Annotated in this window: 13 protein-coding genes; all 13 read left to right on the plus strand. The window is 45.8% G+C overall.

The features are described from left to right. Positions 1-191: 191 nt before the first annotated feature. The 13 genes from glyA (at position 192) to M3204_RS09405 (ending at position 12,470) form a co-directional block, all read left to right on the plus strand. Positions 192-1,433 (plus strand): serine hydroxymethyltransferase, encoded by a 1,242-nt coding sequence (glyA, locus tag M3204_RS09345; protein WP_251480951.1) that lies wholly within the window; start codon positions 192-194, stop codon positions 1,431-1,433. A 198-nt stretch (positions 1,434-1,631) separates the two neighbouring features. Then, positions 1,632-2,261 carry a uracil phosphoribosyltransferase gene (gene upp, locus M3204_RS09350; RefSeq protein ID WP_207501354.1) on the plus strand — a complete coding sequence of 210 codons (630 nt, stop codon included), beginning with the start codon at positions 1,632-1,634 and terminating at the stop codon, positions 2,259-2,261. Between the two features lie 292 nt (positions 2,262-2,553). Further along, positions 2,554-4,863, plus strand: coding sequence for a S8 family serine peptidase (locus M3204_RS09355; protein WP_251480952.1), 2,310 nt, complete (start codon positions 2,554-2,556; stop codon positions 4,861-4,863). A 256-nt stretch (positions 4,864-5,119) separates the two neighbouring features. Then, entirely contained in the window at positions 5,120-5,341 is a 222-nt protein-coding gene (locus M3204_RS09360) for an AtpZ/AtpI family protein (RefSeq protein WP_125480125.1), read from the plus strand. A gap of 7 nt (positions 5,342-5,348) precedes the next feature. Then, positions 5,349-5,720 carry an ATP synthase subunit I gene (locus tag M3204_RS09365; protein WP_251480953.1) on the plus strand — a complete coding sequence of 124 codons (372 nt, stop codon included), beginning with the start codon at positions 5,349-5,351 and terminating at the stop codon, positions 5,718-5,720. Between the two features lie 22 nt (positions 5,721-5,742). Then, positions 5,743-6,453 carry a F0F1 ATP synthase subunit A gene (gene atpB / locus M3204_RS09370; protein ID WP_251480954.1) on the plus strand — a complete coding sequence of 237 codons (711 nt, stop codon included), beginning with the start codon at positions 5,743-5,745 and terminating at the stop codon, positions 6,451-6,453. A 74-nt stretch (positions 6,454-6,527) separates the two neighbouring features. After that, positions 6,528-6,743, plus strand: a complete 216-nt coding sequence (atpE, locus tag M3204_RS09375) for a F0F1 ATP synthase subunit C (RefSeq protein WP_079506318.1) — start codon at positions 6,528-6,530, stop codon at positions 6,741-6,743. Between the two features lie 196 nt (positions 6,744-6,939). Next, positions 6,940-7,467: a F0F1 ATP synthase subunit B gene (locus M3204_RS09380; protein ID WP_251480955.1), complete on the plus strand. Its 528-nt coding sequence runs from the start codon at positions 6,940-6,942 to the stop codon at positions 7,465-7,467. Beyond that, positions 7,464-8,000, plus strand: coding sequence for a F0F1 ATP synthase subunit delta (locus M3204_RS09385; RefSeq protein WP_251480956.1), 537 nt, complete (start codon positions 7,464-7,466; stop codon positions 7,998-8,000). Before M3204_RS09380 ends, M3204_RS09385 begins: the two co-directional genes overlap by 4 nt. Before the next feature lie 24 nt (positions 8,001-8,024). Continuing rightward, the gene (gene atpA / locus M3204_RS09390; protein WP_251480957.1) at positions 8,025-9,533 is read left to right on the plus strand and encodes a F0F1 ATP synthase subunit alpha; all 1,509 of its coding nucleotides are present in this window, start codon (positions 8,025-8,027) and stop codon (positions 9,531-9,533) included. A gap of 118 nt (positions 9,534-9,651) precedes the next feature. After that, positions 9,652-10,509 (plus strand): F0F1 ATP synthase subunit gamma, encoded by an 858-nt coding sequence (locus tag M3204_RS09395; protein ID WP_251480958.1) that lies wholly within the window; start codon positions 9,652-9,654, stop codon positions 10,507-10,509. A gap of 118 nt (positions 10,510-10,627) precedes the next feature. Next, positions 10,628-12,040: a F0F1 ATP synthase subunit beta gene (gene atpD, locus M3204_RS09400; RefSeq protein WP_251480959.1), complete on the plus strand. Its 1,413-nt coding sequence runs from the start codon at positions 10,628-10,630 to the stop codon at positions 12,038-12,040. 22 nt (positions 12,041-12,062) lie between these two features. After that, the gene (locus M3204_RS09405; RefSeq protein ID WP_251480960.1) at positions 12,063-12,470 is read left to right on the plus strand and encodes a F0F1 ATP synthase subunit epsilon; all 408 of its coding nucleotides are present in this window, start codon (positions 12,063-12,065) and stop codon (positions 12,468-12,470) included. The last annotated feature ends 312 nt before the right edge of the window (positions 12,471-12,782 follow it).

Consider the following 12,782-nt stretch of genomic DNA (forward strand, 5'->3'; position numbering starts at 1 on the left):
GCAAGCTGATTTTTTGGAGATAAATTAGGAAGATTGATAATGCAGGACAATTCCCAATTCCCGAGTTAGAAATAAATCATGGACGAGAAGTTCGGTCGGTTCATCCTTTCCTTTCATTATAATATCGGCTAAAATAAGAATGAATTTTCTAATAACGGAACAACGCAATACATATAAGAGGGGGAACTTAAGTGAAGCACTTGTCACAGCAGGACAGCCAGCTATTTGCAGCAATGCAGGATGAATTGAAGCGCCAGCGCACGAAAATCGAATTGATTGCATCGGAGAACTTTGTCAGCGAGGCCGTGATGGAGGCACAGGGTTCTGTGCTTACGAATAAGTACGCAGAAGGCTATCCAGGCCGCCGCTATTATGGCGGATGTGAACACGTGGATGTTGCCGAAAATATCGCCCGCGACCGCGCGAAGGAAATTTTCGGAGCAGAGCATGTTAACGTCCAGCCGCATTCTGGTGCCCAGGCGAATATGGCCGTTTATTTCACGATCCTTGAGCAGGGCGACACTGTCCTGGGAATGAATTTATCGCACGGCGGACACCTGACACACGGAAGCCCGGTCAACTTCAGCGGCATCCAGTATAATTTCGTTGAGTATGGTGTTGACGAAGAAACACAGGTCATCAACTACGATGTTGTTCTTGAGAAAGCGCGCGAGCACAAGCCAAAGCTGATCGTTGCAGGTGCGAGTGCATATCCAAGAGCGATCGATTTCAAGCGTTTCCGTGAAATCGCGGATGAAGTCGGAGCATATTTGATGGTGGATATGGCCCACATTGCTGGTTTAGTAGCAGCAGGCCTTCACCAGAATCCAGTTCCATATGCGGACTTTGTCACAACCACTACTCATAAAACGCTTCGCGGACCACGCGGCGGGATGATCCTTTGCAAAGAAGAATTCGCGAAGAAAATCGATAAGTCAATCTTCCCTGGCATCCAGGGCGGCCCGCTTATGCATGTGATCGCTGCGAAGGCTGTTGCTTTTGGCGAAGCCTTGCAGGATTCTTTTAAAGAATATGCGAAACATATTATTTCAAACGCAAACCGCCTGGCAGAGGGCTTAAAGAAAGAAGGCATCGACCTTGTTTCTGGCGGAACAGATAACCATCTTCTGCTGATCGACCTGCGCTCACTCGGTTTGACAGGGAAAGTAGCCGAAAAGGTGCTTGATGATATCGGCATCACAGTAAATAAGAATACAATTCCTTTCGACCCTGAAAGCCCGTTCGTGACAAGCGGTATCCGCATCGGTACTGCAGCAGTGACAAGCCGCGGCTTCGGTGATGAAGAAATGGATGAAATAGCTTCATTAATCGCCTTCACTTTGAAAAATCATGAAGATGAAGAAAAACTTGAAGAAGCAAGAAAGCGTGTCGAGGAATTGACAAGCAAATTCGAATTGTATCCAGAGCGTTAAGAGCAGGTTTTTTTCATCAAAGAAATGCCACAGCGGTCCTCATTGAATGAGGGCCGCTTTTTCTGGGAAAAATCACTAGGCTGCACCGGTTGCTTGTGAGAAGGTTTTTCTGTAAAATTAGACGAAGTGTGATTCAGCAGATCTTACATATAACAGACAGGTGTTCACAACTCATTTACCTGAAAAGGAGCGATACACATGGCAAAAGTATACGTATTTGACCATCCATTGATCCAGCATAAACTTACTTATATCCGCGATAAAAGCACAGGCACGAAGGAATTCCGCGAGCTTGTAGATGAAGTCGCAACGCTGATGGCGTTCGAGATCACGCGTGACATGCCGCTTGAGGAAATTGAAATTGAAACACCAGTCAACAAGACGAAATCCAAAGTGCTTTCAGGCAAAAAGCTTGGTATCATTCCAATTCTTCGTGCAGGAATCGGCATGGTCGACGGCATCCTAAAATTGATTCCGGCTGCAAAGGTTGGCCATATCGGACTTTACCGTGATCCGGAAACACTAATGCCGGTTGAATACTATGTAAAGCTTCCTAGCGATGTCGAGGAGCGTGACTTCATCGTTGTCGATCCAATGCTCGCAACAGGCGGATCTGCGATTGAAGCAATCAACTCACTTAAAAAGCGCGGCGGCAAGCACATCAAATTCATGTGTTTGATTGCAGCTCCAGAAGGGGTAGACGCAGTAAAAGAAGCGCACCCTGACGTTGATATTTATATTGCAGCACTTGATGAGAAGCTGAACGACCACGGCTACATCGTACCAGGTTTGGGAGATGCAGGGGACCGTTTATTCGGGACGAAATAAGAGAATTATACAAATTTGGAGCACCTCATTTTTGGGGTGCTTTTTTCTGTCCATGTTCATGAAGATAAAACTACAGATTTCTAGAGAGATGATATAGGGAAATCTCGTGATTTTTAGGAATAAGTGCAGTAACTTTAAGAAAAAACCGCATTAACGAATGTAAAAATAAACATGCTTATTCTATAGTGAATGAGCTTTACAGAAGCATCAGTATGATCCTCCTAATATTCCTTGCTTGCATACTAATTCAGCAAATTTGAAACGCTAAGCAATAAAAGGGAGGCCTATCATAATGAAAAAGCGTATTTTTCTCATCATTTTCCTATCATTTTTCCTGCTAGCGGCCTTCAAACCGGCAAAACTTCAGCATCCGCCGCTTCCAGCTGAAGATCCTCACGAGGAAAAAATCGCGATTGTCCTGACTGAGCACCCCGTAACAGAAAAAGAAATCAGCCGGCAGCTTCAAAAACTGCAAAACACTAAATTACGCCGCATCTTCAGGCATGCAATCGAAGGCTATTCCGTTCAGGGACCGATTTCTGAACTAAGACAGCTTGAAGTGGCGAACGAGATAAAACTTGTTTCTGAGGTGAAAACGTACAAGGTAGAGAATTCGTCGCTTTTACAACCGAGAGCTAATTCTCACCAGCCCACCCGCTACCGTTCAAGCTCCAGCTTTATCGACAATTTCGAATTAATAGGTTCTGAAGCAGTCCGCGGTATTTTTGATCAAAATGGGGATCGCCTGACTGGCAAGGGGGTAACCATTGGAGTTATCGATACAGGGATAGATTACGAGCATCCGGATTTGCGCAGGAATTTTGCCGGCGGGCATGATTTGGTTGATGGTGATGATGATCCGATGGAAACGAAAGGTGTTGGTTTAAGGAGTACGCTTCATGGTACCCATGTGGCAGGTGTAATTGCTGCTAACGGAAGAATGAGAGGGATGGCTCCTGAGGCGAAAATCATTGCTTACAGAGCACTTGGTCCTGGTGGGAGCGGGACGACCGAGCAGGTAATTGCCGCTATTGAGGAAGCGATAAAAGATAAGGTGGATATCCTGAATCTTTCGCTTGGAAATGATGTCAATGGCCCGGACCTGCCTATCAGCCTGGCGTTGAATAAAGCGGTGGACAATGGAATCGTAGCTGTGACTTCTTCAGGAAACTCTGGTCCGAACCGATGGACAGTTGGATCACCTGGAACAGCCTCGAAGGCTATTTCCGTTGGTGCGTCGACACCGCCTATGCAGGTTCCCTATGCGATCGGCTCAGGGCAGGCAAAAAAAATCAGGCTTGAACTCCTGCAGGGTTCAGACAAGTGGAATATTACCCAGAGCGAGAAGATTGTTTTCGCGGGTCTTGGCACAAAGGAAGAAATGAAAAACGTGAGAGATAAGCTCGTTTTGGTGGAGCGGGGGAAGCTTACTTTTACCGAAAAAGCAAAGAATGCCCTTGAAGCGGGATCGATCGGCGTCATCATCCATAACAATACGAAAGGAACGTTTTTCGGAAATCTTGAAGAAAGCATGCCGATTCCGGTTGCGGCGATCAGCAAAGAAGAAGGGCTGGCCCTCAAAAAACAGATTGAAAGTGGACAATCACTACTAAGGATAGATTTAATAGAAGAAAAAGATATACTTGCGGATTTCAGCTCTCGCGGTCCGGTGACGGTCACGTGGGAAATCAAGCCGGATATCGTCGCGCCGGGAGTGGCGATCAACAGCACGATTCCAGGAGGCTACCTTAGCTTACAGGGAACGAGTATGGCCTCACCTCATGTCGCTGGTGCTGCCGCCCTTATTAAACAGGCGCATCCGGATTGGAGCCCTCAAGAAATCAAGGCGGCGATCATGAACACAGCAATACAGATTGCCGACAGAGACGGAAAAGCTTATAAAGCGTTTGAACAAGGTGCGGGAAGAATCCAGACTGAAGCAGCGATCAAAACAGAAAGTATTGTCATGCCAGGGTCGCTCCAATTTGGAAAGTTCCAGCTCAGTGATAATATGCACCGTCACAGCGCAAAGCTCGAAGTCAAAAACACAAGCACCAGCCGGAAAAACTATTCATTCTCGATACCTAAAAGGGAACCCGGCTTAGAGTGGGAGCTGCCATTGACATTCGCACTCGAACCGGAGGAAACGAGAAAAGTTGAAATCGCGATGAAGGTCAGCCCGGAGTTTTTAAAAAAGAAACTCCATGATGGCAGCCTGATTTTAGATGATGGAAGAAATAAAATTCGCATCCCTTACTTATATGTCCTTGAGGAACCAGATTACCCTCGCGTCATGGGGTTCGACTTCGCGCCTGCTGACAATGGGGAGGCCTACCGTTATGAAGTCTATTTGCCTGGCGGAGCGGATGAGTTTGGCATTGCCCTCTTTGATCCGGATCAGTACCGATTTGTCGGTTTCCTTGATTGGGGTAGAAAGCTGAAAAAAGGGATGGCAGGCAAAGAAATTCCTGTCGAAGAATTGCCAGAAGAGGGTGTTTATCTGGCGAAGGTTTTTGCGAAGAAAGCTGGGCGAGAAAGTACAATAGAGGCGGTTATTACAATTAATAGAAAACAAGCAGAAAACAGGGCTGGAAGAAGGTGAAATTCTTCCCGGCCCAGTTCTTTAATTATAATTCTACAATAGGGTTACTGGTATAATTTTTCAGTGAAAACTTTGTGAATTTTTTCACCCCAATGGATTGACATTGACAATTGCCTATTGTATGCTTACAAAGGGCATAAAATGATAAGGTTTTCAATGTTGATTTGCAAGCTTTTTTAAGTGAAAATATTGTTTTTTCAAAAAATATTTTTCACCCCCTGAATGATCCATTCTCAAACGTGAGGATGCGTTTTTTATGCGCCGAAACAACCGCCACCCATTTCAAGCGATGGCACTCATGTCCGCTATACTATCTCAATTGGTAGGCTCCATTTTAATTGGCATATTTTCCGGAAGATGGCTGGACCGCACCCTTGGTACAGAGCCACTTTTCTTAATATTCGGATTGCTGATCGGATTGGCGGCAGGTGTGTATGCCATGCTCCGCCTTGTTCAACACTTCTTTTCGGGAGACTAAGCCATCAATGGAAATCAAGGACATGTTCATCCGCCAGCGTAAATACATATTTACCTTGTTGTCCCTCTATGTAATTGGGTACGGCTTTACAAGCTATCAATCTGTTTTTGCCGGGTTGATCATTGGTACAAGCCTAAGCCTTTTTAATTTGTGGCTGCTTGCAAGGAAAATGAATAACTTCGGGGACTCGGTGTTGCAGGGGAAGAAGGTGCGTTCGCTCGGTTCGCTATCGAGGCTCGCAACCGGAGCGCTTGCTGTGATCATTGCGATGGAATATCCTGATCGCATCAATCTGATCTTTACGGTTTTGGGATTAATGACATCCTATATTGTCATTATGATAGATTTTTTTGTCCAGTCTTTTCAGAAACGTAAATAGCGGGGAAGAGAGGTGAATTTTTATGGCACATGGAGCCCCATTAATTGATATTTTTGGGCTAACTTTTAACAAAGCAAATATGCTGATGATCACAATAGCATCTGCTATCGTTTTCATCATTGCAGTTCTTTCCACTCGTAAGCTTGCGATGAAACCATCTGGAATGCAGAACTTCATGGAATGGGTTATGGATTTCGTAAAAGGGATCATCAACAGTACGATGGACTGGAAGGACGGGGGAAGATTCCACGTGCTTGGCATCACTTTGATGATGTATGTCTTTGTTGCCAACATGCTCGGTCTTCCATTCTCGGTCACTTATGACGGAGTACTCTGGTGGAAATCACCTACAGCCGACCCTGTTGTAACGATGACTCTTGCAGTCATGGTCGTAGGGCTATCCCATTATTATGGCGTCAAGCTTAAAGGGACTGCTGAATACGGCAAGGAATTCTTTAAACCATTCTGGTTTATGTTCCCGATCAAACTAATTGAAGAGTTCGCAAACACGCTTACTCTTGGTCTGCGTCTTTACGGAAACATCTACGCGGGTGAAATTCTACTTTCCCTGCTGGCAGCCGGACTAGCAACAGGAGTGGGCGGACACTTGGCCGCAATCGTTCCGATGCTTGCATGGCAAGGTTTCTCCTTATTCGTTGGAGCAATCCAGGCGTTTATCTTCACAATGTTAACAATGGTTTATCTCTCTCATAAAGTGAGCCATGACCATTAATATATACCTGTTCATTTAATGGACAAAACTTTTTAAAACTATATTTTTTCATACATTAAAGGAGGAACTTTATAATGGGTCTTTTAGCAGCAGCAATCGCAATCGGTTTAGCAGCACTTGGTGCAGGTATTGGTAACGGTTTAATCGTGTCACGTACAGTAGAAGGTATCGCTCGTCAGCCAGAAGCTCGCGGTATGCTTCAAACTACAATGTTCATCGGGGTTGCGTTGGTTGAAGCGATTCCTATCATCGCTGTAGTTATCGCGTTCATGGTTATCGGTGCAGAATAATTAACTAAATTGAAATGGCGAAGATCATTCCGCGCGAACCTTCGCCATTCTATTATGTAGGCAATGAATTTTCGTTGAAATAAAGCAGGGCAAGATCTGTTCTTGGGACAGGCAGCCCGGACGCAGCAAGCGTCTCGATGTTGGACCTTTTTATCACGGAACAACTCTTGAAGGGAGTGAATCGAGGGTGTTAACAATGAATTTTTTAGTATTGGGAGCAGCTACTGAAGGAGCACACGGTGGCTTGAACACAGGAGATATTTTATTCCAGCTGGTTATGTTCCTCGTTTTGTTAGCATTGCTTAAAAAGTTCGCTTGGGGTCCATTGATGGGCATCATGAAGGAACGTGAAGAGCACATTGCTGGCGAAATCGGAGCGGCTGAAAAGAGCCGTACCGAAGCGCATAAACTTGTGGAAGAACAGCGTGAAATGCTTAAGCAGGCACGCACAGAAGCACAGGGCCTTATTGAAAACGCAAAGAAACAAGGCGATGTACAGCGCGACGAAATCATTGCGCTTGCACGCACTGAATCTGACAGAATCAAAGAAGCTGCAAAGCTTGAAATTGAACAGCAGAAAGAGCAGGCTGTCGCTGCAATCCGCGAACAAGTTGCTTCACTATCTGTATTGATTGCTTCTAAAGTAATCGAGAAGGAAATTTCTGCAGCTGACCAGGAAAAGCTCATCAATGAGTACATTCAAGAGGCGGGTAATGCCCGATGAGCAACTCGACTGTAGCAAAACGCTATGCCCTGGCTCTTTTTCAAATTGCTTCTGAAAAGCAGGTTCTTGCTCAAGTTGAGGAAGAGCTTCGCACTGTAAAAGAAGTTGTTTCAAACAATCCTGAACTGACTGCTTTTTTAAAGTCTCCGAAACTTTCCAATGAGAAAAAGAAAGAGGTTTTAAATCAGGCATTTGGATCAGCAAGCACATATGTCCTTAATACTTTGATGATTCTGGTTGACCGCCACCGCGAAGACCAGATCGCAGAAGTCGCTGACCAGTTCATCGCCCTTGCAAATGATGCAAAAGGCGTGGCTGAAGCGCTAGTTTACAGTGTCCAGCCGCTTACTGCAGAACAGGCTGAAGCTATTTCAGCTGCGTTCGCGCCGCAGGTTGGCAAACAGACACTTCAAATCGAAAACATTGTAGATTCCAATTTGCTTGGAGGCGTAAAGCTTCGCATTGGGAACCGCATTTTTGACGGCAGCTTGCGCGGCAAGCTAGACCGTTTAGAACGTAAATTGCTAGGCTAAGATTCGTAGATAGGGGTGAAACTCATGAGCATCAAAGCTGAAGAAATCAGTGCGCTGATAAAATCGCAAATCGAAAATTATCAGTCGGAAATTCAAGTGAGTGATGTGGGTACAGTTATCAGTGTTGGTGACGGTATCGCCCGTGCTCATGGCCTCGACAATGTCATGGCTGGAGAACTTGTTGAATTTTCAAACGGCGTTATGGGTATGGCACAAAACCTTGAAGAAAATAACGTCGGTATCATCATTCTTGGACCTTTCACGGACATCCGCGAAGGTGACGAGGTACGCCGTACGGGCCGCATCATGGAGGTTCCTGTTGGGGAACAGCTTATCGGCCGCGTAGTAAACCCTCTTGGACAGCCAGTTGATGGCATGGGTCCAATCAGCACAACTAAAACTCGTCCGATCGAATACAATGCACCAGGCGTTATGGACCGTAAATCAGTTCATGAGCCATTGCAGACTGGTATCAAAGCGATTGACGCTCTTGTTCCAATCGGACGCGGACAGCGTGAATTGATCATCGGTGACCGCCAGACTGGTAAAACATCTGTTGCGATCGATACAATCCTTAACCAAAAGGGCCAGGACATGATCTGTATCTACGTTGCAATCGGACAGAAAGAATCAACTGTACGTAACGCGGTTGAAACTCTCCGTAAGCACGGCGCGTTAGAATATTCTATCGTTGTTACAGCATCTGCTTCACAGCCGGCGCCGCTTTTATACCTTGCTCCTTACGCTGGTGTAACAATGGCGGAAGAATTCATGTACGAAGGCAAGCACGTGCTTGTAGTATATGATGACCTTTCTAAACAAGCGGCTGCATACCGTGAACTTTCCTTGCTACTTCGCCGTCCTCCGGGCCGTGAAGCATATCCAGGGGATGTATTCTACTTGCACTCCCGCTTACTGGAGCGTGCTGCTAAGCTGAGCGACGCTAAAGGCGCAGGTTCAATCACAGCACTTCCGTTCATTGAAACACAGGCAGGCGACGTTTCTGCTTACATTCCAACGAACGTTATCTCAATCACAGACGGACAGATCTTCTTGCAGTCTGACCTATTCTTCTCTGGCGTACGTCCAGCGATCAACGCAGGTCTTTCTGTATCCCGTGTAGGTGGATCCGCTCAAATCAAGGCGATGAAGAAGGTATCTGGTACACTGCGTCTTGACCTTGCTTCATACCGTGAATTGGAAGCATTCGCACAGTTCGGTTCTGACCTTGATAAAGCAACTCAAGCGAAGCTGAACCGCGGTGCCCGTACGGTAGAAGTTCTTAAGCAAGACCTAAACAAGCCGCTATCTGTTGAAAAGCAAGTAGCGATCCTTTATGCACTTACTCGCGGCTTCCTTGACGAAATTCCATTGCAGGATATCCGCCGCTTCGAATCTGAGTTCCATACATGGTTAGACCACAACCGCAAAGAAGTGTTAGACCATATCCGCACTACGAAGGAACTTCCTTCTGACGACGATATGTCTGCTGCAATCAACGACTTCAAAAAGACGTTTGCAGTATCTGAATAAAATTTAAAGCAATAGCCGGACTGCCCATATCTGATTCTGAATGGAAAGAGTGAGGACATGCCGGCCAGGCTTTACTTTGTACAGGAACAATCTTTGAAAAAGGGTGGTGAGAACCGAAATGGCATCTTTACGTGATATAAAATCCCGTATTACTTCGACTAAAAAGACGAGCCAAATTACCAAGGCAATGGAAATGGTATCAGCAGCTAAATGGAACCGTGGGGTAATGAACGCGAAAGCATTCGTACCATACATGGAAAAAATCCAGGAAGTGACTGCTTCCATCGCAATGGGCAGCAAGGATGCAAACCATCCGATGCTGACAAGCCGTCCAATCAAGAAGACGGGATATCTAGTGATAACATCAGACCGTGGACTCGCAGGGGCATACAACAGTAACGTCCTTCGCCAGGTCTACCAGACGATCAAAAATCGCCATAAATCAAATGATGAGTTTGCAATCATCGCGATCGGACGTGTTGGCCGGGACTTTTTCCAAAGCCGTGGCATGAACGTTGTCCTTGATATCATCGGCATTGCAGACCAGCCGTCCTTCTCTGAGATCCAGGATATCGCCAGCAATACAGTTGGCATGTTCTCAGATGGAACATTTGATGAACTATATATTTACTACAGCCATTACATCAGCGCGATTTCACAGGAAGTGGAGGAGAAGAAGCTGCTTCCGTTAACGAACATTACAGCTTCAACAAAACTGACTTCTTATGAATTCGAACCAAACGCTGAGGAGATCCTGGAAGTTCTCTTGCCGCAATATGCAGAAAGCTTGATTTACGGTGCACTGCTTGACAGTAAAGCAAGTGAACACGCTGCTCGTATGACAGCTATGAGAAACGCAACGGATAACGCGAAAGAGCTGATCAATTCCCTCAGCTTGAGCTATAACCGTGCGCGTCAGGCTGCCATTACCCAGGAAATCACCGAGATCGTCGGTGGAGCTGCAGCGCTCGAATAGATGGAATCATTGGCTTTTGCAGCCAGTTGATATTTTTTAAAACTATCGGGGATGTGGCATGATGTCCACATCCCATCATGATGTATATATTTCAACAAGTACGTTAGGAGGGAACAAGATGAACAAAGGACGCGTTCTCCAGGTTATGGGTCCGGTTGTTGACGTAAAGTTTGATAGCGGCAATCTTCCTGAGATCTATAACGCTTTGAAAATTGTAAGTAGCGATGCGGATGTTAACATCGAACTAACTCTTGAAGTAGCCCTTCACTTAGGTGATGATACAGTTCGTACAATCGCGATGTCTTCCACAGACGGTCTTAAGCGTGGAGTGGAAGTAACAGATACAGGTGCTGCCATCTCTGTACCAGTTGGGGATGTAACACTTGGCCGTGTATTCAACGTTTTGGGTGAGTCAATCGATCTTGACGCTCCACTGCCGGCTGATGCACGCCGTGATTCAATCCACAGGGAAGCTCCAACTTTTGAGCAGCTTTCTACTGAGGTTGAAATCCTTGAAACAGGAATTAAGGTAGTTGACCTGCTTGCTCCATATATCAAGGGTGGAAAAATCGGATTATTCGGTGGTGCCGGTGTAGGTAAAACTGTATTAATCCAGGAATTGATTAACAACATCGCTCAAGAGCATAGCGGTATCTCCGTATTCGCAGGTGTTGGTGAGCGTACACGTGAAGGTAACGACCTTTACCACGAAATGACGGATTCTGGCGTTATCAAGCAAACTGCGATGGTATTCGGACAGATGAACGAGCCGCCAGGAGCACGTATGCGTGTTGCCCTGACAGGTTTGACAATGGCTGAATATTTCCGTGACGAGCAAGGCCAGGACGTTCTTTTCTTCATGGATAACATCTTCCGTTTCACGCAAGCAGGTTCTGAGGTTTCTGCCCTACTTGGCCGTATGCCATCAGCGGTAGGTTACCAGCCGACTCTTGCAACAGAAATGGGTAAATTACAGGAACGTATCACATCTACTAACGTAGGTTCTGTTACTTCAATCCAGGCGATCTATGTACCAGCCGATGACTATACTGACCCGGCTCCGGCTACAACTTTCGCTCACTTGGATGCAACAACAAACCTTGAGCGTAAGCTTTCTGAAATGGGTATCTACCCTGCGGTGGATCCACTTGCTTCGACTTCACGTGCATTGACACCTGAAATCGTTGGCGAAGAGCACTATTCAATTGCTCGCCGCGTACAGCAAACATTACAGCGTTACAGAGAACTTCAGGACATCATCGCGATCCTTGGTATGGACGAACTTTCTGATGAAGATAAGCTAGTCGTACACCGCGCTCGCCGTGTCCAGTTCTATCTATCTCAAAACTTCCACGTAGCTGAGCAGTTTACTGGTCAGAAAGGTTCTTACGTGCCAGTTAAAGAAACAGTTAAAGGATTCGCAGAAATCCTTGACGGCAAATATGACCACCTTCCAGAAGATGCATTCCGCCTAGTTGGCCGTATCGAAGAAGTTATCGAGAATGCAAAACGTATGGGTGTAGAGGTCTAATAACGGACCAGGAGGGTAAAAAATGAAGACGATTAAAGTCAGTGTTGTTACTCCCGATGGGCCGGTGTATGAGTCGGATGTAGAAATGGTAAGCACTAAAGCTCGCACAGGCGAACTTGGAATCCTGCCAGGCCACATCCCAATGGTTGCACCGCTACAAATTGGCGCTGTCCGTTTGAAAAATGGCAGCAATACTGAGTTCGTTGCGGTCAGCGGCGGCTTCCTCGAAGTCCGTCCTGAGCAGGTAACCATCCTTGCCCAGTCCGCTGAACAATCATCTGAAATCGATCTTGAACGTGCCCTTAGAGCAAAAGAACGCGCTGAACAGCGCCTGCATGAAAGAAAGCAGGAAAACGTTGACTTCAGACGCGCAGAACTTGCCCTTCAGCGCGCAATCAACCGTATTTCAGTGGCTGAACGCAAAATCTAATGTTTTGACAAACACCCTCCGGGACGCCGGAGGGTGTTTTTTATTATCAAGAGTGGAAAATCTCCCGCCTAATAGATTTACATATCTGGGAGCAGCTTCCGTTTCGCTATAAAAACTAAAATTTCGCTATTAAAAATGAATTATCGCTATAAAAATCATTTTTTCGCTATAAAAAATCGAAATTCGCTATAAAAATTTTATTTTCGCTATAAAACATTTTCTTCTAAAAAAACGGATGTGTTTAAGACATTGAATCATGCTGATAAATCATGTTTAGTCGCATCTGTTCCTCAAGTTACAACAGTTTTATCA

The sequence above is a fragment of the Mesobacillus subterraneus genome (assembly GCF_023715485.1).
Lineage (GTDB): Bacteria > Bacillota > Bacilli > Bacillales > Cytobacillaceae > Mesobacillus > Mesobacillus subterraneus_B.

Bases quoted from the DNA above. Each gene is read 5' to 3' on its own strand.
- M3204_RS09355 (WP_251480952.1), top strand. From the start codon at position 2,554: ATGAAAAAGCGTATTTTTCTCATCATTTTCCTATCATTTTTCCTGCTA.
- M3204_RS09405 (WP_251480960.1), top strand. From the start codon at position 12,063: ATGAAGACGATTAAAGTCAGTGTTGTTACTCCCGATGGGCCGGTGTAT.
- M3204_RS09385 (WP_251480956.1), top strand. From the start codon at position 7,464: ATGAGCAACTCGACTGTAGCAAAACGCTATGCCCTGGCTCTTTTTCAA.
- M3204_RS09360 (WP_125480125.1), top strand. From the start codon at position 5,120: ATGCGCCGAAACAACCGCCACCCATTTCAAGCGATGGCACTCATGTCC.
- atpE (WP_079506318.1), top strand. From the start codon at position 6,528: ATGGGTCTTTTAGCAGCAGCAATCGCAATCGGTTTAGCAGCACTTGGT.
- atpA (WP_251480957.1), top strand. From the start codon at position 8,025: ATGAGCATCAAAGCTGAAGAAATCAGTGCGCTGATAAAATCGCAAATC.
- M3204_RS09365 (WP_251480953.1), top strand. From the start codon at position 5,349: ATGGAAATCAAGGACATGTTCATCCGCCAGCGTAAATACATATTTACC.
- atpB (WP_251480954.1), top strand. From the start codon at position 5,743: ATGGCACATGGAGCCCCATTAATTGATATTTTTGGGCTAACTTTTAAC.
- atpD (WP_251480959.1), top strand. From the start codon at position 10,628: ATGAACAAAGGACGCGTTCTCCAGGTTATGGGTCCGGTTGTTGACGTA.
- M3204_RS09395 (WP_251480958.1), top strand. From the start codon at position 9,652: ATGGCATCTTTACGTGATATAAAATCCCGTATTACTTCGACTAAAAAG.
- upp (WP_207501354.1), top strand. From the start codon at position 1,632: ATGGCAAAAGTATACGTATTTGACCATCCATTGATCCAGCATAAACTT.
- M3204_RS09380 (WP_251480955.1), top strand. From the start codon at position 6,940: ATGAATTTTTTAGTATTGGGAGCAGCTACTGAAGGAGCACACGGTGGC.